Below are 21,165 nucleotides of genomic sequence, written 5' to 3' on the forward strand. Positions count from 1 at the left end.
ACATGGTCACTCCCGTCGCCGTCGTCGGCGCCACCGGTCGTCTCGGGGGCCTCGTGGCCGCCGTGGTCGAGGAACTGCCCGACTTCGAGCTCGTCGCGAGCCTGTCCTCCAAGGACGGGGCGCACGAGGCCGGTCCCGACGTGTTCGGCGGCGCGGCGATCGTGGTGGACGTGACCGTCCCGGCGCTCAGCCCCGCGATCGTCGACAACGCCCTCGTGAGCGGCGCGAACGTGCTCGTCGGCACGTCCGGGTGGTCCGGCGACCGACTCGCGACGCTCCGCGCGGGGCTCGAGTCGCGTCCGGAGCAGGGCGTCTTCGTGGTCCCGAACTTCTCGATCGGGTCCGTGCTCGGCACCCACCTGGCGACGATCGCCGCGCCGTGGTTCCCCTCGGTCGAGATCGTCGAGACGCACCACGCCGGCAAGATCGACTCCCCGTCGGGCACCGCGGTCCGCACGGCCGAGCTCATCGCCGACGCCCGGCGCGAGGTCGGTCCGGTCGACGCACCCCACGTCGACCAGCGCGCGCGGGGGCAGCAGGTCGCGAGCGTCCCGATCCACTCGCTCCGTCTGCCGGGCGTCAAGGCCGTGCAGGACGTGGTGCTGAGCGGCCCCGGCGAGACCCTGACCATCCGGCACGACACGAACGACGACGTCGCCTACGTCGCCGGCATCCGTGCAGCCCTGTCCGCCGTGGGGTCGATGCGCGGCCTCACGGTCGGCCTCGGCAGCGTCCTCGGCATCGGCTGACCGTCGTGCGCCTGACCCGGTCCCTCCGTTCGCCCTTCTGGGGCGCGGCGCTCATGGCGGTGCTGCTGGCGCTGTACATCGTGCTCGTCGGGCAGCGTGCCGTGGCGTTCATCGCGACGGGTATCCCGATCGGCATCGGCATCGGCGTCGCGCTCTTCGTCGTCGCGGCGATCGGTGCGCTGCTGCTCGTGCTCGAGTTCCGCTTCGGCCTGCGCATCACCCGGCTCGGCGCCCGGCTCGAGCAGGAGGGCGGCGCTCCCTCGGACGTCGTCCCGGTCCGTCCCTCGGGGCGTCCCACGCGCGAGGCCGCCGACGAGCTCTTCCCCGAGTACAAGGCCGCGGTCGAGTCCGACCCGGCGGACTGGCGCGGGTGGTACCGACTCGGCGTCGTCTACGACGCCGCGGGTGACCGCAAGCGGGCGCGGGCCGCGATGCGCGAAGCGCTCACCAGGGCACGCGTGTCCTGACAGGAGGCGCGGTGCGGGCCCGCACCGCGCCTCCGGGCCCGCAGCCGGTCGCGTCAGAACGCGGCGTCGACCGCGTCCTCGGCGCGCTGGTACCGGAACGCGTAGCCTGACTCGAGCAGCTTCGTCGGCACCATCTGCTGGCTCGACAGGAGCATCTCGTCGGCCGCCTGCTGCAGGAGCAGCCGGAGCGCGAACTCCGGGATCCGGAAGAGGTAGGGCCGGTGCAGGTCCTCGGCGACGCGCTTGGTGATGCGGTCGGCGACGGCGGCCTCGGGGCCGGCGAGGTTCACCGGCCCGACGACGTCCGCGGCGTCGGGGCTGGTCGCGAGGTGCACGATCGCGCCCACCTCGTCCTCGAGGGCGATCCACGGCCAGTGCTGCCCACCGGTGCCGAGGCGGCCGCCGAGCCCGGTCTTCGTGAGCGGGACGAGCGGTGCGAGCGCGCCGCCGCCCTTCCCGACGACGATGCCGGTGCGGAGCGTCACGACGCGGACACCCTCGGGAGCGGCGTTCGCGGCGGCCTCCCACGCGGTGCAGACCTCGGCGAGGAAGCCGGTGCCGGCGGCCGCGTCGTCCTGCAGGACGTCGGCCGGGCGGTCGCCGTAGACCCCCGAGGCCGACCCCGAGAGGAACAGCGGCGGCGGGTTCGTCGCGTGGCGCATGGCCTCGACGAGGGTCTCGGTGGCGGACACCCGCGACTGCAGGATCTCCTGCTTGTAGGTCTCGGTCCAGGGGAGCTTGCCGATGTTCGCGCCGGCGAGGTTGATCACGACGTCGGCGCCGTCGAGGATCGCCGGGTCGAGCTTCCGGGTGCCCGGGGACCAGCGGAACTCGCTCGCCGTGCGCGGCTCGCGTCGGACGAGGGTGGTGACGTGGTGCCCGGCCTCGCGCAGGGCGTGGACGAGGGGCGTACCGATGAAGCCGGACGCACCGGCGAGCAGGATCGAGAGCGGCGCTGTCGTCATGTCGCTCACGCTACTCAACTGCCCGTGAATGTCTCCGGCTCGTCGTAGGCTCGTGGTCGTGACCGACAGCGAGACCGTGCAGCCCGACCCCACCGTCGCGACCCCCTACGAGGACCTGCTGCGGCGTGTCCTCACCGAAGGGACTCCGAAGGGCGACCGCACCGGGACGGGGACCCGCAGCCTGTTCGGCGCACAGCTCCGGTACGACCTGTCGAAGGGCTTCCCGCTCGTCACGACGAAGCGGGTGCACTTCAAGTCCGTCGCCTACGAGCTGCTCTGGTTCCTGCGCGGCGACGGCAACGCCCGCTGGCTGCAGGAGCACGGCGTCCGGATCTGGAACGAGTGGGCGGACGAGGACGGCGACCTCGGCCCGGTGTACGGCGTGCAGTGGCGCTCGTGGCCGACGCCGTCGGGGGAGCACTTCGACCAGATCGCCCAGGTCATCGAGCAGATCACGACGAACCCGGACAGCCGCCGCCTGATCGTCTCGGCGTGGAACGTCGCCGACATCCCCGAGATGGCGCTCGCCCCGTGCCACGCGTTCTTCCAGTTCTACGTGAACGACGGCAAGCTCTCCTGCCAGCTCTACCAGCGGAGCGCGGACATGTTCCTCGGCGTCCCGTTCAACATCGCCTCGTACGCGCTGCTCACCCACATGATCGCGGCGCAGACCGGGCTCGAGGTCGGCGAGTTCGTGTGGACCGGCGGCGACTGCCACGTCTACGACAACCACGTCGAGCAGGTGGAGGAGCAGCTGTCTCGGACCGCGTACGCGCTCCCCACACTCGAGCTCGCGCCGCGGGACTCGATCGACGACTACGAGTACGAGGACTTCACGGTCGTCGGCTACCACCACCACCCGGCGATCACGGCCGCGGTCGCCGTCTGATGTCGTCCTCGTGGACCGAACCCGTCCGTGGTGTCGGGATGGTCTGGGCGCGGTCGACGAACGGCGTGATCGGGGCCGACGGCGGGATGCCGTGGCACGTGCCGGAGGACCTCGCGCACTTCCGGCAGGTCACCGGCGACGCGACCGTCGTGATGGGGCGCCGCACGTGGGAGTCGTTGCCGGAGCGCTTCCGGCCGCTGCCCGGGCGGCGGAACGTCGTGCTGACGCGAGACGCCTCGTGGACGGCCGACGGGGCCGAGGTCGTGCACGACCTGGCGACCGCGCTGGACACCGACGAGCCCGTGTGGATCATGGGCGGCGGGCAGGTGTACGCGGCGGGGGTGCCCTTCGCCGACCGGGTCTCCGAGACGGTGATCGACGTCGAGGTGCCGGGGGACACCGTGGCGCCGACGCTCGCCGGGGCTGCCGGGTGGTCGCTCGTCGACGAGGGGCCGTGGCAGGAGTCGCGCGTCGACGGGACGCGCTACCGCTTCCTCGAGTGGCGCCGGCGCGCGTAGCGCCGCTCGCCGGGGCGTGGAACCACGGAAACGACATCGCACCAGGCATCGGCGATGGTTCGACGTCGGAAACCTGGTTCGACACGTTCCGGGCCGCGCCGCGCCAGCGCCGGCCGGCCACGCGCCGCGCGGCCGCAGCGTGCGGGGCGGGGTCGAGCCGCGCCTCCTGGGCCGCACCGTCCACGCGGACGGCAGCCCTCGCGCGCATCCCCGGTACGCTGGTGCCCGTGTCCCTGCGTGAGAATCCCTTCGGTCAGGTCCTCGTCGCCCTCGTGACCCCGTTCACGGCCGACGGCGAGGTCGACTGGCCCGGCGTCGAGCAGCACATCGACGACTGCATCACCGCCGGCGCCGACGGCATCGTGGTCACCGGCACGACCGGTGAGACGAGCACGCTGACCGACCCCGAGAAGCTCCGGCTGGTCGAGGTCGGCAAGTCCGTCGCCGCCGGGCGCGCGAAGATCATCACGGGTGGCGGGTCGAACGAGACCGCACACGCGATCCACCTGTACAAGCAGAGCGAGAAGGCCGGCGCCGACGGTGTGATGATCGTCACGCCGTACTACAACAAGCCGACGCAGTCCGGTGTGCTCACCCACTTCCGGATGATCGCCGACGCGACCGACCTGCCGGTGATCCTGTACGACATCCCCGGTCGCACGGGCATCCCGATCACGTACGAGACGATCGTGCGGGCCTCGCACCACCCGAACATCCTCGCGGTGAAGGACGCCAAGGGCGACTTCGCCGAGGTGTCCCGGGTGCTCAACAACACCGACCTCATGTACTTCTCGGGCGACGACACGAACGTGCTCCCGCACCTGTCGATCGGCGCGACGGGGCTCATCGGCGTCACGGCGAACATCACGTCGACGCCGTACCGCACGATCGTCGACGCCGTGAACCGGGGCGACCTGGCCACCGCGACCGCCGAGCACAAGCGCGTCGAACCCCTCGTCCGTGCCGTGATGACGCACGTGCCGGGTACCGTGGCGGCGAAGTACATCCTGCACGGGCTCGGCCGCACCGGCAGCCCGCGCGTCCGGCTGCCGCTCGTCGGCCCCGAGGACTCCGAGGCGTACGCCATCGAGACCTCGCTCGAAGCCGTCCGGGACATCCCGGGCGCCGACTTCTCCAACTTCCGCCCCGACCGCAACGCAGCGGCCGGCGGTGCTCTTCCGAAGGTGCCAGGCACCACCCGCTAGCGAACACGCGGCGCGCAGGACGCGCGTCGCCCGAATCCGTAGGACCGAATGCCCACACAGATCTCCGAACCGCAGCCGCTCGAAGCCGGCACCCTCCGCGTCATCCCCGTCGGGGGACTCGGCGAGATCGGTCGCAACATGACCGTGTACGAGTACGAGGGCAAGCTGCTCATCGTCGACGCCGGCGTGCTCTTCCCCGAGGAGCACCAGCCCGGGGTCGACCTGATCCTGCCGGACTTCGCGCCGATCCGGGACCGCCTCGACGACGTCCTCGGCGTCGTGCTCACGCACGGCCACGAGGACCACATCGGCGCCGTCCCGTACCTGCTGAAGCTCCGCGACGACATCCCGCTGATCGGCTCCACGCTGACCCTGGCCCTGGTCGAGGCGAAGCTCAAGGAACACCGGATCAAGCCGTACACGCTCGTCGTGGCCGAGGACCAGACCGAGCAGCTCGGCCCGTTCCACCTCGAGTTCGTGGCCGTCAACCACTCCATCCCGGACGCCCTCGCCGTCGCGATCACGACCCCCGCCGGTCGTGTCCTGCACACGGGCGACTTCAAGATGGACCAGCTCCCGCTGGACGACCGCATCACCGACCTCCGTGCCTTCGCACGCCTGGGGGAGCAGGGCGTCGACCTGTTCCTGCCGGACTCGACCAACGCCGACGTGCCGGGCTTCACCGCGCCCGAGCGCGACATCGGACCCGTGCTCGAGAACATCATCACGCGCGCCCGCAAGAAGGTCGTCGTGGCGAGCTTCTCGTCGCACGTGCACCGTGTGCAGCAGGTCCTCGACGCCGCCGCCGCCGCGAACCGCAAGGTCGCGTTCATGGGCCGCTCGATGATCCGCAACATGACGATCGCCGCCGACCTCGGCTACCTCCGGGTTCCCGAGAACGTGCTCATCGACACGAAGAAGGCGAAGAACGTCCCCGACGACCAGATCGTCTACATGTCGACCGGGTCGCAGGGCGAGCCGATGGCCGTGCTCGCGCGCATGGCCAACCTCGAGCACCAGATCGAGATCGGCGAGGGCGACACCGTCATCCTCGCCTCGTCGCTGATCCCGGGCAACGAGAACGCCGTGTACCGCGTCATCGACGGGCTCACCAAGCTCGGCGCGAAGGTCGTGCACAAGGGCAACGCCAAGGTGCACGTCTCCGGACACGCGTCGGCCGGCGAACTGCTCTACTGCTACAACATCCTCCGGCCGAAGAACGTGCTGCCCGTGCACGGCGAGCACCGCCACCTGTACGCCAGCGCGGACCTCGCGATCCAGACCGGTGTGCCGCCGCGGAACGTCATCCTCGGCCAGGACGGCATCGTCGTCGACCTGAAGGACGGCGAGGTCCGGGTCGCCGGCCAGCTCGACATCGGGTACGTCTACGTCGACGGGTCGACCGTGGGCGAGATCACCGACGCCGACCTCAAGGACCGCCGGGTCCTCGCGGAAGAGGGCTTCATCTCGATCTTCGCCGCGGTGGACTTCACCACCGGCCAGTGCGTGGTCGGCCCGGAGATCCAGTCGCGCGGCTTCGCCGAGGACGACTCGGTCTTCGACGACGTCCGTCCGCAGATCGCGAAGGCGCTCGCCGAGGCGGCCGCGAACGGCACGCGCGACGGGCACGCCTTCGGGCAGGTCGTCCGCCGGACCGTGGGTCGATGGGTGAACACGAAGCACCGTCGTCGGCCGATGATCGTGCCGGTGGTCATCGAGGCGTAGTGCTCGTCGCGACCACCGCGGACGTCGCGGTGGTCGCAGTGGCCGTGTCCAGGAGGCGCGGTGCACGTTCCTGACGGACGTGCACCGAGCCTCCTGGCACGTTCCGGCCTGTCGGCTGACCGGTTTCATCCCACAGGATGATCTTCTGTCGGTATGTCAGACAATAGTGTTCCGGGGTGACTGTCCTGCGTCGCTGGGTGTGGCCCGGCCTCAAGTTCCTCGTGTTCGCCGCCATCGCGGTGTCCCTCGTCCGCCTCGCGTTCTTCGCAGCCCAGCCCGAGGGCGAGGAGACCGTCCCGACCGGCGCGATCGAGGACCCGACCGTCACGGTCGCGACCGGCGACATCGTGAACGACGTCGAGGCGACCGGCACGATCCGGTCGGTGGCCGCCACGGCCGTCCGCTCCTCGGTCGAGGGCACGGTGAACAAGGTGTTCGCCGGCAACGGCGCGCACGTCGAGCAGGGCGCCCCGGTGATCGACGTCCGGGTCGAGACCCCGTCGACGGGGACGACCGACGACGGCGAACCGCTGCCCCCGACCGTGACCTTCTCGACCGTCGTCGCGCCGGCGTCCGGCACCGTGTCCGGACTCGACCTCGTCACGAAGCAGCCCGTGGCCATCGGTGACACCGTGGCACGCGTGGCACCGGAGGCCTACCGGGCGACCGCGACCCTCGATGCCGCCCAGCTCTACCGCCTCACCTCGCGTCCGTCCGAGGCGACCGTCACCGTCACCGACGGCCCGGCGCCGTTCACCTGCACCCACCTCACGCTGACGAGTGCTGCGGCGTCCTCCGCGGACGCCGGCGACGCCGGCGACGACGGCTCCGGTGACGCCTCGGCCGGGGGCACGGAACTCGCGTGCGACGTGCCGAGCGGGGTCACCGTGTTCCCCGGACTCGAGGTCACGGTCGCGGTCCCCGCGGGGAAGGCGGAGGGCGTCCTGACGCTCCCGACGACCGCGGTGCAGGGCACGGCGCAGAAGGGCGTCGTCACGGTCGTGGGCGAGGACGGCAAGCGTGCCGAGAAGACCGTCGCGCTCGGCCTCAACGACGGGGAGAGCGTCGAGGTCCGGTCGGGGCTGTCGGAGGGCGACACCGTCCTGCAGTTCGTCCCGGGCAAGGAGCAGGTCGAGGGCGACGAGTTCGCCGACGACGGCTCCGTGGTGGTCGGATGAGCGCGCGGGCAGCGTCCCTCGTCCGGGTGCGCGGGCTGCGCAAGTCGGTCGAGCTCCCGGACGGGTCCGAGCTCGAGATCCTGCGTGGCGTCGACCTCGACGTCGACGCGGGCAGCCGGGTCGCGATCGTCGGGCGCTCGGGGTCGGGCAAGTCCACCCTGCTCAACGTGCTCGGGTTGCTCGACACCCCGACCGACGGCGTCCACGAGTTCGGCGGTGTCGACGTCGGTCGTGCCGGGTCGCTCCGGCGGGACCGGATCCGCGGGGAGGACGTCGGGTTCGTGTTCCAGCAGTTCAACCTCCTGCAGGGGCGCACCGCGCTCGAGAACGTCGAGGTCCCCCTGCTCTACGCGACCGGACGCGCCTTCTGGGCCAGGCGTCGGCTCGCACTCGAGATGCTCGACCGGGTCGGACTCGCGGACCGCGCCGACACGCAGCCGCACCGCCTCTCGGGCGGTGAGCAGCAGCGCGTCGCGATCGCCCGTGCCCTCGTGCGTGCGCCGCGCCTGATCCTCGCGGACGAACCGACGGGCGCACTCGACGTCGACACGGGTCGTGTCGTGATGGAGCTCCTCGAGACCGTCGCCGGCGAGACCGGGGCGGCGCTCGTGACGATCACCCACGACGCCGCCGTCGCCGCACGAGCGGACGTCGTCCACCGCATCGACCACGGCCTGGTCGTCGACCCCACGGACGTGTCCGTCGCCGGGATCGCCGCCGAGGTCGTCGGGGTGACGCCGTGAACCGGGTCGTGACGACCGTCGTCGGCACGCTGGTCGAGTCCTGGCAGGAACTCCGGGTCCACCGTGGCCGGGTCGTGCTCAGCCTCGTCGGCGTCACCATCGCGGTGGCCTCGCTCGCCGTCGTCGTCGGGTTCGGGTCGCTCGCGGAGCGCGTGACCGCGGCGTTCAACGAGCAGTACGGCGGACGTCCCGCGACCTACAGCATCACCGGGACGCCCGGCTCCGGCGACGGCACCGGTGCGGCCGCGGCGGCCACGGCGGACGCGGTCGACCGGGAACTCCGCGCGGCCGCGGACCGGTACGACGTGCAGTACGCGACCTAGGCGTCGTACACGTCCCGTCGCATCCAGTTCCCGGACGGTGTCGCCGAGGTCCAGGGCATGACGGTCGACCCGCCGTGGGCCGAGATCCACCGGCTGCGGATCGCCGCGGGGGACTGGTTCTCCGAGTCCGACCGGGACCGCCTGGCACCGGCGATCGTCGTCAACCAGGCGTTCCTCGACCGGCTCGGTGGCGCGGACGTGGTCACGCACCCGACCGTCCGGATGCCGAGCACCCCCGGCGTCACCGCGGTCGTCATCGGGCAGTACGTGTCGTCGGAGTACGACACCGACCCGATGTTCTACCAGCTGGCGAACTCCGTCGCGACGGCGAGCGTCACGCCCGGTGCGGACGACGGCAACCAGCGGACGTTCGAGGTCTGGATCCCCGAGCACGGTGCGAAGGCGCTCGCGAACCGCATCGCCAGCGACGCCGAGCGCGCGGTCGGCGGCGACGTGTCGGTGGACGCCGGCCGCATGGACGCCGCGGGCTCGGTGGACGGCGACCCGCTCGGCGCGATGCGCTACGTCATCGCGGGAGTCGCGGTGCTCGTCCTCGTGCTCGGTGGCCTCGGCCTGCTCAACGTGTCGCTCGTGAGCGTCCGCCAGCGCATCCGTGAGATCGGCATCCGTCGTGGCGTCGGCGCCTCGGCGGGGCGGATCTTCGTGGCGGTCCTGCTCGAGAACGTCCTCGGTACCGCGGTGGCCGGCGGCATCGGCGTGATGATCGGCGCCGCGGTCCTCGGGAACGACACCGTGCGCGGACTGATCACGAGCGGGGTCGAGGTCGGTGGGGCGCCGTTCCCGCTCGAGGCGGCGCTCATCGGCGTCGGGTCGGCGGTGTTCGTCGGCGCGCTCGCCGGCTTCCTGCCCGCGGTGCTCGCGGTCCGGGTGAAGGTCATCGACGCGATCCGGTACTGACACCGCGCCCGCCGTGGCATCCGTCGCGGATGCTGCGGCGGGCCGCGCTCGGTTTGTCCTGAGGGGGGATTAGGGTTCTGCCCATGGCCGGAGGCACCAAGTCGACCACGCGCTCGCGCGCGTCCTCGTCGTCCCGTGGAAGCGGGACGCGTGGCTCGTCGCGCACCCAGGCCACGACGAAGAAGCTGCCGCAGGCCGCACCGACCCCGGTCTTCCGCGAACAGAACCCCCTCGTGACGTTCTGGCTCGCGATGGCGCACGGCGTCGGCGCGGTCTTCCGCCTGCTCGGCACGGAGACGCTCGAGAAGGACCAGCGGCGCGACGGGTTCCCGTTCCTGCTCTTCGTGCTGGCGGTCGCCGGCGCGGTGGTCGAGTGGCTCAACCCGTCGAACGCCGTCTCGGTGGCGCTCGACGCGTACACGTTCGGCGGGCTCTTCGGCCGACTGGCCTTCGCGTTGCCCGTGATCATGGTCGTCTTCGCCGGGTGGCTCTTCCGGCACCCGGCGTCCGTGCACGACAACACCCGGATCGGGATCGGGCTCGGCCTGTTGCTCGTGTCCATCGCGGCGCTCTGCCACGTGTTCGGCGGGCAGCCGAGCGCCTCGGACGGCATGCCCGCACTGGCGACCGCCGGCGGTGTCATCGGCTGGGTCGTGATCGCCTGGCTCGTCGCGGTCGCCACCGAGTGGGTCGCGGTGCCGGTCGCGGTGCTGCTGCTCGTGCTCTCGCTCTTCATCATCACCAAGACGCCGCCGAACAAGATCGGTCGGCGCCTGCACGAGCTCTACGCGTACCTGTTCGGCGCGCCGGCCCCCGCGACGGAGACGGACGAGCCCGTCGCCGAGGCGCCCGCCGCACGGACCAAGCCGACGAAGAAGCGCGGCGCGAAGGGCGACACCGACTTCCAGCTGTTCGACGACCTCGGCTTCGAGGACGACAAGGCCGCCGAGTCCGACGCCGAGGGCGGGACCATCCCGTGGTGGCGCCGGAACAAGTCCGGTCGCGAAGAGGACCCCGCGTACGACAGCCCCGTGATCAGCGGTGCGACGTCAGCCGTGCCCCCGGCCGCCGCAGCCGCGCCGGCACCCGGCCCGAACGCGGGTGCCGCCGCCGGTCTGGTCGACCACACGCCGGCCGAGCCCGGTTCGGTTAACCTCAACGACTCGGTCGAGCAGGACCTGCAGATCGCCGAACAGGCCCTGCGTGACTTCGGGACCCCGGTGCCGGAACGCCCCGCGCCGGCCGAGGTCGTCCGCCCGGACGCCTCGGTGTCGCCGGTGGTCTCGCCGTCGCTCCCCGCCGAGGACCTCGCGGTCGACGCCGCCGACGACACGGACGGCCTGCCCCCGGTGGCCGGCCCCGATGAAGACCCGGCCGCGCCCTACCGGTTGCCGGCCGCCACTACGTTGAGCTCCGGCACGCCGTCGGTCGCACGCAGCCAGGCGAACGACGACATCGTCGCCGCCATCACGAGCGTCCTCACCGAGTTCAAGGTGGACGCGAAGGTCACCGGGTTCTCCCGTGGGCCGACGGTGACCCGGTACGAGATCGAGCTCGGCCCCGGCGTGAAGGTCGAGCGCGTCACCGCCCTGTCGAAGAACCTGTCGTACGCGGTCGCCTCGAACGAGGTCCGCATCCTGTCGCCGATCCCGGGCAAGAGCGCGATCGGCGTCGAGATCCCGAACACCGACCGCGAGACCGTCTCCCTCGGTGACGTCCTGCGCTCGAACGCCGCTCGCAAGTCCAAGCACCCGATGACGATCGGCGTCGGCAAGGACGTCGAGGGCGGCTTCGTCGTGGCCAACCTCGCGAAGATGCCGCACCTGCTCGTCGCCGGCTCCACCGGGTCCGGCAAGTCGGTGTTCATCAACTCGATGATCACGTCGCTGCTCATGCGGGCGAAGCCGTCCGAGGTCCGCATGGTCCTCGTCGACCCGAAGCGCGTCGAGCTCTCGATCTACGCCGGCGTCCCGCACCTCATCACGCCCATCATCACGAACCCGAAGAAGGCGGCCGAGGCGCTGCAGTGGGTCGTGAAGGAGATGGACATGCGGTACGACGACCTCGCGTCGTTCGGGTTCCGGCACGTCGACGACTTCAACAAGGCGATCGCGAACAACGAGATCGTCCTGCCGGCCGGCAGCGAGCGGAAGCTCAAGCCGTACCCGTACCTGCTCGTCGTCGTCGACGAGCTCGCCGACCTCATGCTCGTCGCGCCGCGTGACGTCGAGGAGTCGATCGTCCGCATCACCCAGCTCGCCCGTGCCGCCGGTATCCACCTGGTGCTCGCGACGCAGCGTCCGTCGGTCGACGTCATCACCGGGCTCATCAAGGCGAACGTGCCGTCGCGGATCGCCTTCGCGGTGACCAGCGTCACCGATTCCCGGGTCATCCTCGACCAGCCGGGCGCCGACAAGCTCATCGGGCAGGGCGACGCGCTCTTCCTGCCGATGGGGTCCTCGAAGTCGCTCCGCGTCCAGGGTGCCTGGGTGCAGGAGAGCGAGGTCGCCGAGGTCGTCCAGCACGTCACCCGCCAGGCCCGTCCGGAGTACCGCCAGGACGTCCAGGCCGTGGTGGAGCGCAAGGAGATCGACGCGGACATCGGCGACGACCTCGAGCTGCTCCTCGCGGCGGTCGAGCAGGTCGTGTCGACGCAGTTCGGGTCGACCTCGATGCTCCAGCGCAAGCTCCGTGTCGGGTTCGCCAAGGCCGGCCGTCTGATGGACCTCATGGAGTCCCGCGACATCGTCGGCCCGTCCGAGGGATCGAAGGCGCGCGACGTCCTCGTGACGACCGACCAGCTGCCGGCCGTGCTCGCGAAGCTCCGGGGCGAGGAGCCACCAGCGGGTGCTGCCCCGGCCGCCCCCGCAGCCGGTCCGGCTCCCGTGGCGCCGGCGCCGGCGTCGGCCCCGACCGACGACGGCGACCGCTACGGTGCCGACCCGGTGGCGGACATGACGCGCGGGTACGATGAAGCAGACGACGAGCCCGATGAGGACGCGTGGGGACTGACGGGCAGGGAGTGAGTGCGATGACCGCCTCGGACAGCACGGAGACCACGCACGGCGCACGCTTCCCGTGGCGCGGACGACTCCTGCGCAAGGGCCCCGGCCCGGCGTCGACGGGCAACGTCGCGAACATCATCACGGTCGTGCGCATCCTCATGGCGCCGCTGTTCTTCGTGCTGCTCCTGACGGACGCCGGCACCGACGGGCCGCTGCGCATCTGGGCGGCCGTCGTGTTCGTCGTCGCCATCGTCACGGACAGCGCCGACGGCATCATCGCCCGACGGCAGAACCTCGTCACGGACTTCGGGAAGCTCGTCGACCCGATCGCGGACAAGGTCCTCATCGGCGGTGCGCTCGTCGCGCTGTCGATCCTCGGCGAGCTCCCCTGGTACGTGACCGTGCTGATCATGGTGCGCGAGATCGGCATCACGGTCTTCCGGTTCGCGGTGCTCTCGGACCGGGTGATCCCGGCGAGCCGGGGCGGCAAGATCAAGACCGTGCTGCAGGCCGTCGCGTTGACCGCCGCGCTCTTCCCGTGGTGGAACCTCGTGGGGGACTGGGCGCACTGGGTGAACGGCATCCTGATGACCGCGGCCTTCCTGGCGACCATCCTGAGCGGCATCGACTACCTGTACCAGGCGTGGAAGCACAACCGGACCACCGCGTGACGGCGGTCGACGACGCCACCGGCACCGCGCCTCCAGGACCCGACACCGGACCCGAGGTCCGGACGGCCGCTCGCGACCTCGTCGCGCGCCTGACCGAACGGGGCGACACCGTCGCCGTGGCGGAGTCGCTCACCGGCGGACTCGTCGTCGCGACCCTCATCGGCGTGCCGGGTGCCAGCGCCGTGGTGCGCGGGGGAGTCGTGGCCTACGCGACGCCCGTGAAGCACACCGTGCTCGGCGTCTCGTCGGCGCTGCTCGCGTCCAACGGTGCCGTCGACCCCGAGGTGGCTCGGCAGATGGCCTCGGGCGTGCGAGCAGCACTCGCGGTCGACGGCGCACCCGCGACCTGGGGCATCAGCACGACCGGTGTCGCCGGACCCGACCCGCAGGACGGCCAGCCGGTGGGGACGGTCTTCGTCGGCATCGCGGACGCCGACGGTGCCCAGGCGTACGAGTTGCACCTCGACGGCGATCGCGATGCAATCCGCTGGGCGACCGTCTCCGAACTCCTGGCACAGATGTCGTCCACGATCCGGGCCCGGGAATAGGTCCCGTTTCCACTGGGTTACATCTCACGCAATCTCCAGCAGTAGAGCAGCCGGCGTGGTTAGCATGCTGCAACCGGCAACGCTACTGTTGCTGAACCCGAACTCGGCCATCAGGACCGAGCGGGCGCGGAGACGACAGAGAGGAGGAGTTCTCATGGTTCTCGTTCGTCAGGAAATCGGCGACGTTCTGCGGGACTTCCGCTTGCAGAAGGGCCGGACCCTCCGTCAGGTCGCGTCCAAGGCCAGCGTGGCTCTCGGGTACCTCAGCGAGGTCGAGCGTGGGCAGAAGGAAGCCAGCTCGGAGATCCTCGCGTCCGTCGCGGACGCGCTGGACACCCCCATCTCGACCATCATGCGTGAGGTCGGCGACCGTCTCGCGGTGGTCGAGGGGCTCACCCCGGTGCCCGACACACTCCCGGACGACCTCGTCGCCGAGTTCGACAACGACCTCGCGGTGCGCTGACGCCACCGCTTCCCGAACGCCCCCGCTGGTCCGCCAGCGGGGGCGTTCGGCGTTCCAGGGCCGTGCTCTGGCCGCGGGGCGGCGCGGTTACGCTGGGATGATGCGTGTGAGTGAGTTCTGGCGGGCCGTCGACCAGGTGTTCGGCGATGCCTACGGTGCCGTCGTCAGTCGTGACGTGGTGCTCGAGGAACTCGGCGGACGCTCGGCGGCCGAGGCGCTCGACGCGGGCATCGATGCGCGCCGCGTGTGGGAGGCGCTGTGCGAGTCGCAGGACGTCCCGCTCGAGAAGCGGCACGGCAAGGGGCTGGCGGAACCGCGGGACTGACGCGCGGTCTCCGTCCGAAACTCTGTTCGGCGTGTTGCTCGAACGGATATTCGATCGGTGGTAGCTTCCTCCACAGCGGCGCTGTCCGGAGAGTTCGTCCACAGATCGCGCGGTCGTCGGCAGTGATGTCGGTGGCCCGCCCTAGGTTCGAGTCAACGGGAACAGCCCGAAGCCTTGTCGCTGAAGCACCGGCCCTGCACCACCGGCCGGGTGGACGCGACAGCCTACAGGCGGCCGACACCGAGCACGAAGGAAGCACACCATGCCCTCACCCCAGGACCGCGAGAAGGCCCTCGAGACCGCTCTCGCCCAGATCGACCGTCAGTTCGGCAAGGGCACGGTCATGCGCCTCGGCTCGGACGAGCGCGCCCCCGTCGCCACCATCCCGACCGGTTCGGTCGCCCTCGACGTCGCGCTCGGCATCGGCGGGCTCCCGCGTGGCCGCATCATCGAGATCTACGGCCCGGAGTCGTCGGGTAAGACGACCCTGACGCTGCACGCCATCGCCAACGCCCAGCGCGCCGGCGGCATCGCGGCCTTCATCGACGCGGAACACGCGCTCGACCCCGAGTACGCGAAGAAGCTCGGCGTCGACATCGACGCGCTGCTCGTCTCCCAGCCGGACACCGGTGAGCAGGCGCTCGAGATCGCCGACATGCTCGTCCGTTCCGGCTCCATCGACCTCGTCGTCATCGACTCCGTCGCGGCGCTCGTGCCCCGCGCCGAGATCGAGGGCGAGATGGGTGACTCGCACGTCGGTCTGCAGGCCCGCCTCATGTCGCAGGCACTCCGCAAGCTCGCCGGTGGCCTGAACCAGACGCAGACCACGATGATCTTCATCAACCAGCTGCGCGAGAAGATCGGTGTGTTCTTCGGCAGCCCCGAGACCACCGCCGGCGGTAAGGCGCTCAAGTTCTACGCGTCGGTCCGCCTCGACATCCGTCGCATCGAGACGCTCAAGAGCGGTACCGACGCGGTCGGCAACCGCACCCGCGTCAAGGTCGTCAAGAACAAGATGGCCCCGCCCTTCAAGCAGGCCGAGTTCGACATCCTGTACGGCACGGGCATCTCGCGCGAGGGCTCGTTGCTCGACTTCGGCGTCGACCACGGCATCGTCAAGAAGTCCGGTGCCTGGTACACGTACGACGGCGACCAGCTCGGGCAGGGCAAGGAGAACTCGCGGTCGTTCCTGATCCAGAACCCCGAGATCGCTGCTGAGATCGAGGGCAAGATCCTCGCCAAGCTCGGTGTCGGCGGTGCGTCGGCCGAGGCGGTCGAGGCTCCCGTCGAGTCGATCGCGCCGAAGATCGCGGAGCGCAAGGGCGCGTGACGACCGACCACGACGGCGACGAGGACCTCGCACCGGTCACCGACCTGTTCGGTGCGCGCGGTGCGCGGTCCCGTCGCCGATCCGCGGCTGGGCCGGAGACGGCGGACGACACGGATGCCGTGGCTGATGGCGGCGGAGCCGATGCCGACGCACCGGTCCCGCTGCCGATCCAGGGCGCTCGGGCACAGGCGGAGTGGCTCTCGCCCGTCGTCGGGGACGGCAGCGGCCGCAGTGCCCGTGCCGAGCAGGACGGCTACGACGACGACCGGACGGCGGACGCCACGACGGCGTCCGTGTTCGCGATCGACGGCGGTGCCGAACTCGACCCCGCAGACGCCCCACGGCCGATCGACGAACAGCGTGCCGACGCCGAGCGGCTCAGCATGCGCGCGCTCGGTCGCAAGGGCGTCAGCGAGTCCGAGCTGCGCACGATGCTGACCAAGAACGAACTCGACCCGGACGTCGTCGAGTACGAGATCGAGCGGCTCACCCGCGTCGGACTCGTGGACGACGTGGCGCTCGCGACCGACCTCGTCGACCGCCTCCACGACCGCAAGGGTCTGGGGCGCCAGGGCGTCGTCGCCGAACTGCGGCGCCGCGGCATCGACCAGGTCGCGATCGACGCGGCGCTCGAGGCAGCCGCCGACGACGAGGACGACGAGTTCGTCCGGGCGATCGACCTCGCGCAGAAGCGTGCCGGGCAGCTCCGCGGGCTCGACCGAGCGACGGCGGAGCGACGGCTCTCGGGCTTCCTGATGCGCAAGGGCTACAACGGCGGCATCGTGCGGATCGCGGTCGAGCGTGCGCTCGACGGCGGTGGGCGTCCGCCGGCGGGACCTCGCGGCTCCGTCCGCTTCGAGTAGCGTCGCGACGGTTTTACACTGGGACGACCATGGCCACCGTCGCAGCGCGCCCCCGCACCTACCAAGTCCGCACCTACGGGTGCCAGATGAACGTGCACGACTCCGAGCGACTGAGCGGGTCGCTCCAGGCCGCCGGGTACGTCGCCGCCGACGGCGAGCAGGCGGACGTGGTCGTCATCAACACGTGCGCCGTGCGCGAGAACGCCGACAACCGTCTGTACGGCAACCTCGGGCAGCTCGCGGGCATCAAGCGCGAGCACGCCGGCATGCAGATCGCGGTCGGCGGGTGCCTGGCGCAGAAGGACAAGAACGTCATCCTCGAGAAGGCGCCGTGGGTGGACGTCGTCTTCGGGACGCACAACATGGGGTCACTGCCGACGCTGCTCGAGCGTGCCCGCCACAACGACGAAGCGCAGATCGAGATCCTCGAGTCGCTGGACGTCTTCCCGTCGACCCTCCCGACCAAGCGCGACTCGACGCACAGTGGCTGGGTGTCGATCTCGGTCGGCTGCAACAACACCTGCACGTTCTGCATCGTGCCGTCGCTGCGCGGCAAGGAGAAGGACCGCCGCCCGGGTGACGTGCTCGCCGAGATCCAGGCACTCGTCGACGACGGCGCGATCGAGGTCACCCTGCTCGGGCAGAACGTCAACTCGTACGGCGTCGAGTTCGGGGACCGCCAGGCGTTCGGCAAGCTGCTCCGTGCCGCCGGTCAGATCGAGGGCCTCGAGCGGGTCCGGTTCACCAGCCCGCACCCCGCCGCCTTCACGGACGACGTCATCGACGCGATGGCCGAGACGCCGAACGTGATGCCCCAGCTGCACATGCCGCTCCAGTCCGGGTCGGACCGCGTCCTCAAGGCGATGCGCCGCAGCTACCGGAGCGAACAGTTCCTCGGCATCCTCGACCGCGTCCGGGCGAAGATCCCGCACGCGGCGATCTCGACGGACATCATCGTCGGCTTCCCCGGCGAGACCGACGCGGACTTCGAGGACACCCTGCGCGTCGTGGAGCAGTCGCGGTTCGCCTCGGCGTTCACGTTCCAGTACTCGATCCGGCCGGGGACGCCCGCGGCGACGATGGACGAGCAGCTGCCGAAGCACGTCGTGCAGGAGCGCTACGAGCGCCTCGTCGCCCTGCAGGAGCACATCACGGCAGAAGAGAACGCGAAGCAGGTCGGGCGCACGGTCCAGGTCCTCGTCGCCACCGGCGAGGGCAAGAAGGACGACGCCACGCACCGGCTGTCGGGCCGCGCCGAGGACTCCCGACTCGTGCACTTCTCGGTGCCGGGCGGATCGGACGTGCCGCGCCCCGGGGACGTCGTCACCGTCGAGGTCACCCGCTCGGCCCCGCACTTCCTGATCGCCGACGGGGACGCACCGTTGCGGATCCGCCGGACCCGCGCGGGCGACGCGTGGGACCGTGCCCAGTCGGAGAGCTGTGGCGTCCCGACGCCGGCACCCGTCGGGGCCGCCGACGGCCCGCGGCCGGTGTCGCTCGGTCTGCCCAGCATCCGTGTCGGCCGCTGACGAGGAGCGCGCCGGCGCCGGCGACCTGATCGCGGTCGTCGGGGCGACCGGCACCGGCAAGTCCGACCTCGGGATCGCGATCGCCGAACGCCTCCGCGCCGTAGGCCGCCCCGCCGAGATCGTCAACGCCGACGCCATGCAGCTCTACCGCGGCATGGACATCGGCACCGCGAAGCTCAGCGTCGAGGAGCGCCGGGGCATCCCGCACCACCAGCTCGACGTGCTCGACGTCACGGACGAGGCCAGTGTCGCCGCCTACCAGCGTGATGCGCGGGCGGAGGTCGAGGCCATCCACGGCCGCGGGAACGTCGTCCTGCTCGTCGGCGGCAGCGGGCTGTACGTCTCGGCCGTGCTCTTCGACCTCGCGTTCCCCGGGACCGACCCCGAGCTCCGCGCCCACCTCGAGCGCGAGCACGAGGAACTCGGGCCGGGCATCCTGCTGGAACGACTCCGCGGTCTGGACCCGGCGGCCGCGGCGACCATCGACGCACGCAACCCGCGGAGGTTGATCCGTGCACTCGAGATCGCGAGCCGATCCGAGGTGGTCACGCCGAGCCTCCCGTCCGCGCCCCGCGCCTGGCGACCCGCTCGGATCCTGCACCTGCACCGCGAACGAGCGCAGCTCGTCGCCGCGCTGCACGAGCGCGCGGCGCGCATGTTCGACGCCGGTCTCGTGGACGAGGTCCGGGGGCTGCGCGAGCAGGGCCTCGAGTCGGGGCGGACCGCGCGGGCGGCGATCGGGTACTCGCAGGCGCTCGAGGTGCTCCGCGGGGACGCGACCGTCGAAGAGGCGGTCGAGGCGACGGGCATCGCGACGCGCAAGTACGCCCGCCGGCAGGTGTCGTGGTTCCGGCGGTACGCCGACGCGGAGCTCCTCGACGTCACCGGCGCGGACCGGGCTGCGCTGACAGCGGCTGCCCGTAGGATCGTCCCGTGACCGAGCTGCACTTCACCAAGGGCCAGGGGACCGGCAACGACTTCGTCCTGTTCGCCGACCCCGACGCGTCGGTCGACCTGACCCCCGAGCGGATCCGTGCCATCGCCGACCGCCGGTTCGGTGTCGGCGGCGACGGCGTCATCCGGGCAGTCCGGTCCGATGCGCTGCCGGAAGGGCAGGCGCTCGTCGCCGAGGACCCCGCGGCGACCTGGTTCATGGACTACCACAACGCCGACGGCACGGTCGCCGAGATGTGCGGGAACGGCATCCGCGTGTTCGCGCGCTACCTCACGGAGTCCGGGCTCGTCGACCTGACCCCCGGCGAGACCCTGACGGTCGGCAGCCGCAAGGGACTCGTCGACATCCAGCGGACGACCAACGGCTTCTCCGCCGACCTCGGACGCTGGGGGCTCGGCATCGAGGGCGGTGGCGCGGACGACGTGCTCGTGCGGGCGAAGAACCTCGACGGTGCACGCCCCGGGCTCGGCATCGACGTCGGCAACCCCCACGTGGTGGTCGCCGTCGCGACCGAGGACGAACTCGCCGAGGTCGACCTCACGTACGTGCCGGTGCTCGATCCGGTGCCCGCGGCCGGCGCGAACGTCGAGTTCGTGCTGCCGGGCGACCCGCTCGTGCAGGACGGCGTCGGTCAGATCACGATGCGCGTCCACGAGCGCGGCAGCGGCGAGACCCTGTCGTGCGGCACCGGGGCCGTCGCCGCGGCCCTCGCGACGCGGTACTGGGCGGGCAACGGGGCGCCGGACACGTGGCGCGTGCGCGTGCCGGGTGGGGTCGTCACGGTGCGCATCTTCGCGGCGGAGGACGGCGAGCACGTCGCGTTGTCCGGGCCGGCGGAACTCGTGTTCTCGGGTGACCTGACGGTCTGACCCGGGCGGGCTTCCGGCCAGGAGGCGCGGTTCGGCGCGCCGACGCTCGTCACGTGGGTCGCGCCTCCTGACCACTGCCGTGGTGCGGACGGGCGGGTCGGTCGCGCTGGCCGGCTGCGGCGCGCTGGCCGCGCTGCGCGGTCGAGGCCCGCTGGCCGCGCTGGCCGGTCGCGTGACGTGTCGAACCACGTTCCCGACATCGAACCGCTCGCCCGCGCTGGTTCGATGTCGGAATCGTGGTTCCACTCGGACCGCGCGGCACGCGCCCGGCGGCGCCTACTCGGCCGCGCGGTGCACCCGCAGCACCCGGAACCCCTTGTCCGTCGACGCCCGCGACACGTGGAACCCAGCGTCGAGCGACTCCCGCAACCACCGCTGCAGCGAATCGCCCCCGAGGTCCTTCGACACGACCAACCACGCGTCCCCACCGACCTCGAGCCGGGGCAGCCACGTCAGCAGTATCTGGTGCAGCTCGTCCTTGCCCACCCGGATCGGCGGGTTCGACCAGATCGTCCGGAACCGCAGGTCGGCCGGTACCTCGTCCGGCAGTGCGACGGTGACGTTGTCTGCCCCCGCAGCAGCAGCGTTCGCACGGGCGAGACCGAGCACCCGCTCGTTCACGTCGACGCCCCACACCTGGGCGGCGGGGGAGTCGAGGGCCATGGTGATGGCGATCGGACCCCAGCCGCAGCCGACGTCGAGCAGTGCCCCCTCGTGCGCGGGCGGCGGCACCGAGCCGAGCAGCACTCGCGTGCCACGGTCGAGCCCGTCCGGGCTGAAGACCCCCGCGGCGGTGGTCAGCGTGAGCGGGCGACCGGCGAGGGTGACGTGGATCTGGCGTTCGCGGGTGTCCGACGACGGGTTCGCGGAGAAGTAGTGGTCGTTCGCCATGGATGAACCGTACCGGCAACCCCGTGTGTCCCGAGG

Annotated in this window: 22 protein-coding genes; 20 read left to right on the forward strand and 2 right to left on the reverse strand. The window is 71.3% G+C overall.

Going from position 1 to position 21,165, the window contains the following annotated elements:
* Positions 1-2 precede the first annotated feature (2 nt).
* Positions 3-749, forward strand: coding sequence for a 4-hydroxy-tetrahydrodipicolinate reductase (locus tag WFH25_RS12235; protein WP_071301748.1), 747 nt, complete (start codon positions 3-5; stop codon positions 747-749).
* A gap of 5 nt (positions 750-754) precedes the next feature.
* A complete protein-coding gene (locus WFH25_RS12240) occupies positions 755-1,216 on the forward strand; it encodes a tetratricopeptide repeat protein (RefSeq protein WP_402736958.1) in 462 nt (153 codons plus the stop codon).
* A gap of 53 nt (positions 1,217-1,269) precedes the next feature.
* Here the strand turns inward: WFH25_RS12240 and WFH25_RS12245 are convergent, their stop codons facing one another.
* Complete coding sequence (locus WFH25_RS12245; protein ID WP_336697862.1) at positions 1,270-2,181, reverse strand: TIGR01777 family oxidoreductase; 912 nt, start codon at positions 2,179-2,181, stop codon at positions 1,270-1,272.
* A 58-nt stretch (positions 2,182-2,239) separates the two neighbouring features.
* On the opposite strand from WFH25_RS12245, the gene WFH25_RS12250 reads away from it, so the two are divergent.
* The 18 genes from WFH25_RS12250 (at position 2,240) to dapF (ending at position 20,238) form a co-directional block, all read left to right on the forward strand.
* A complete protein-coding gene (locus WFH25_RS12250; RefSeq protein WP_336697863.1) occupies positions 2,240-3,070 on the forward strand; it encodes a thymidylate synthase in 831 nt (276 codons plus the stop codon).
* Positions 3,070-3,588: a dihydrofolate reductase gene (locus tag WFH25_RS12255; RefSeq protein ID WP_336697864.1), complete on the forward strand. Its 519-nt coding sequence runs from the start codon at positions 3,070-3,072 to the stop codon at positions 3,586-3,588. The genes WFH25_RS12250 and WFH25_RS12255 overlap by 1 nt, the downstream gene beginning before the upstream one ends.
* A 227-nt stretch (positions 3,589-3,815) precedes the next feature.
* Complete coding sequence (dapA, locus tag WFH25_RS12260) at positions 3,816-4,793, forward strand: 4-hydroxy-tetrahydrodipicolinate synthase (protein WP_336697865.1); 978 nt, start codon at positions 3,816-3,818, stop codon at positions 4,791-4,793.
* 48 nt (positions 4,794-4,841) lie between these two features.
* Positions 4,842-6,518, forward strand: coding sequence for a ribonuclease J (locus WFH25_RS12265; RefSeq protein ID WP_070416509.1), 1,677 nt, complete (start codon positions 4,842-4,844; stop codon positions 6,516-6,518).
* 176 nt (positions 6,519-6,694) lie between these two features.
* Positions 6,695-7,696, forward strand: coding sequence for an HlyD family efflux transporter periplasmic adaptor subunit (locus tag WFH25_RS12270; RefSeq protein ID WP_336697866.1), 1,002 nt, complete (start codon positions 6,695-6,697; stop codon positions 7,694-7,696).
* A complete protein-coding gene (locus WFH25_RS12275) occupies positions 7,693-8,439 on the forward strand; it encodes an ABC transporter ATP-binding protein (protein ID WP_071295431.1) in 747 nt (248 codons plus the stop codon). Before WFH25_RS12270 ends, WFH25_RS12275 begins: the two co-directional genes overlap by 4 nt.
* Complete coding sequence (locus WFH25_RS12280) at positions 8,436-8,762, forward strand: hypothetical protein (RefSeq protein WP_336697867.1); 327 nt, start codon at positions 8,436-8,438, stop codon at positions 8,760-8,762. The genes WFH25_RS12275 and WFH25_RS12280 overlap by 4 nt, the downstream gene beginning before the upstream one ends.
* A gap of 57 nt (positions 8,763-8,819) precedes the next feature.
* The gene (locus WFH25_RS12285) at positions 8,820-9,680 is read left to right on the forward strand and encodes an ABC transporter permease (RefSeq protein ID WP_336697868.1); all 861 of its coding nucleotides are present in this window, start codon (positions 8,820-8,822) and stop codon (positions 9,678-9,680) included.
* An 83-nt stretch (positions 9,681-9,763) separates the two neighbouring features.
* Positions 9,764-12,706: an FtsK/SpoIIIE family DNA translocase gene (locus tag WFH25_RS12290; RefSeq protein WP_336697869.1), complete on the forward strand. Its 2,943-nt coding sequence runs from the start codon at positions 9,764-9,766 to the stop codon at positions 12,704-12,706.
* A complete protein-coding gene (gene pgsA, locus WFH25_RS12295) occupies positions 12,703-13,356 on the forward strand; it encodes a CDP-diacylglycerol--glycerol-3-phosphate 3-phosphatidyltransferase (protein WP_083294987.1) in 654 nt (217 codons plus the stop codon). The genes WFH25_RS12290 and pgsA overlap by 4 nt, the downstream gene beginning before the upstream one ends.
* A complete protein-coding gene (locus WFH25_RS12300) occupies positions 13,353-13,904 on the forward strand; it encodes a CinA family protein (RefSeq protein ID WP_336697870.1) in 552 nt (183 codons plus the stop codon). The genes pgsA and WFH25_RS12300 overlap by 4 nt, the downstream gene beginning before the upstream one ends.
* 154 nt (positions 13,905-14,058) lie before the next feature.
* Positions 14,059-14,367 (forward strand): helix-turn-helix domain-containing protein, encoded by a 309-nt coding sequence (locus WFH25_RS12305; protein ID WP_058742950.1) that lies wholly within the window; start codon positions 14,059-14,061, stop codon positions 14,365-14,367.
* Between the two features lie 100 nt (positions 14,368-14,467).
* Positions 14,468-14,692, forward strand: a complete 225-nt coding sequence (locus tag WFH25_RS12310; protein ID WP_022907383.1) for a DUF3046 domain-containing protein — start codon at positions 14,468-14,470, stop codon at positions 14,690-14,692.
* Between the two features lie 262 nt (positions 14,693-14,954).
* Positions 14,955-16,022, forward strand: a complete 1,068-nt coding sequence (recA, locus tag WFH25_RS12315) for a recombinase RecA (RefSeq protein WP_070416506.1) — start codon at positions 14,955-14,957, stop codon at positions 16,020-16,022.
* Complete coding sequence (locus WFH25_RS12320) at positions 16,019-16,885, forward strand: regulatory protein RecX (protein ID WP_336697871.1); 867 nt, start codon at positions 16,019-16,021, stop codon at positions 16,883-16,885. The genes recA and WFH25_RS12320 overlap by 4 nt, the downstream gene beginning before the upstream one ends.
* 29 nt (positions 16,886-16,914) lie before the next feature.
* Positions 16,915-18,414: a tRNA (N6-isopentenyl adenosine(37)-C2)-methylthiotransferase MiaB gene (miaB, locus tag WFH25_RS12325; protein WP_336697872.1), complete on the forward strand. Its 1,500-nt coding sequence runs from the start codon at positions 16,915-16,917 to the stop codon at positions 18,412-18,414.
* On the forward strand, positions 18,401-19,351 hold the full coding sequence (gene miaA, locus WFH25_RS12330; RefSeq protein ID WP_336697873.1) for a tRNA (adenosine(37)-N6)-dimethylallyltransferase MiaA: 951 nt from the start codon (positions 18,401-18,403) through the stop codon (positions 19,349-19,351). The genes miaB and miaA overlap by 14 nt, the downstream gene beginning before the upstream one ends.
* Entirely contained in the window at positions 19,348-20,238 is an 891-nt protein-coding gene (dapF, locus tag WFH25_RS12335) for a diaminopimelate epimerase (protein ID WP_336697874.1), read from the forward strand. The genes miaA and dapF overlap by 4 nt, the downstream gene beginning before the upstream one ends.
* Positions 20,239-20,514: 276 nt before the next feature.
* Here dapF and WFH25_RS12340 read toward each other — a convergent pair whose 3' ends face one another.
* A complete protein-coding gene (locus WFH25_RS12340) occupies positions 20,515-21,129 on the reverse strand; it encodes a class I SAM-dependent methyltransferase (RefSeq protein ID WP_071301669.1) in 615 nt (204 codons plus the stop codon).
* Positions 21,130-21,165: the final 36 nt, after the last annotated feature.

The organism is Curtobacterium sp. USHLN213 (genome assembly GCF_037144815.1).
GTDB lineage: Bacteria > Actinomycetota > Actinomycetes > Actinomycetales > Microbacteriaceae > Curtobacterium.

Excerpts from the sequence above, each read along its gene's own strand:
- WFH25_RS12245 (WP_336697862.1), bottom strand. The coding sequence starts at position 2,181 with ATGACGACAGCGCCGCTCTCGATCCTGCTCGCCGGTGCGTCCGGCTTC.
- WFH25_RS12235 (WP_071301748.1), top strand. The coding sequence starts at position 3 with ATGGTCACTCCCGTCGCCGTCGTCGGCGCCACCGGTCGTCTCGGGGGC.
- WFH25_RS12290 (WP_336697869.1), top strand. The coding sequence starts at position 9,764 with ATGGCCGGAGGCACCAAGTCGACCACGCGCTCGCGCGCGTCCTCGTCG.
- recA (WP_070416506.1), top strand. The coding sequence starts at position 14,955 with ATGCCCTCACCCCAGGACCGCGAGAAGGCCCTCGAGACCGCTCTCGCC.
- WFH25_RS12285 (WP_336697868.1), top strand. The coding sequence starts at position 8,820 with ATGACGGTCGACCCGCCGTGGGCCGAGATCCACCGGCTGCGGATCGCC.
- WFH25_RS12255 (WP_336697864.1), top strand. The coding sequence starts at position 3,070 with ATGTCGTCCTCGTGGACCGAACCCGTCCGTGGTGTCGGGATGGTCTGG.
- WFH25_RS12310 (WP_022907383.1), top strand. The coding sequence starts at position 14,468 with ATGCGTGTGAGTGAGTTCTGGCGGGCCGTCGACCAGGTGTTCGGCGAT.
- WFH25_RS12275 (WP_071295431.1), top strand. The coding sequence starts at position 7,693 with ATGAGCGCGCGGGCAGCGTCCCTCGTCCGGGTGCGCGGGCTGCGCAAG.
- miaB (WP_336697872.1), top strand. The coding sequence starts at position 16,915 with ATGGCCACCGTCGCAGCGCGCCCCCGCACCTACCAAGTCCGCACCTAC.
- WFH25_RS12340 (WP_071301669.1), bottom strand. The coding sequence starts at position 21,129 with ATGGCGAACGACCACTACTTCTCCGCGAACCCGTCGTCGGACACCCGC.
- WFH25_RS12265 (WP_070416509.1), top strand. The coding sequence starts at position 4,842 with ATGCCCACACAGATCTCCGAACCGCAGCCGCTCGAAGCCGGCACCCTC.
- WFH25_RS12305 (WP_058742950.1), top strand. The coding sequence starts at position 14,059 with ATGGTTCTCGTTCGTCAGGAAATCGGCGACGTTCTGCGGGACTTCCGC.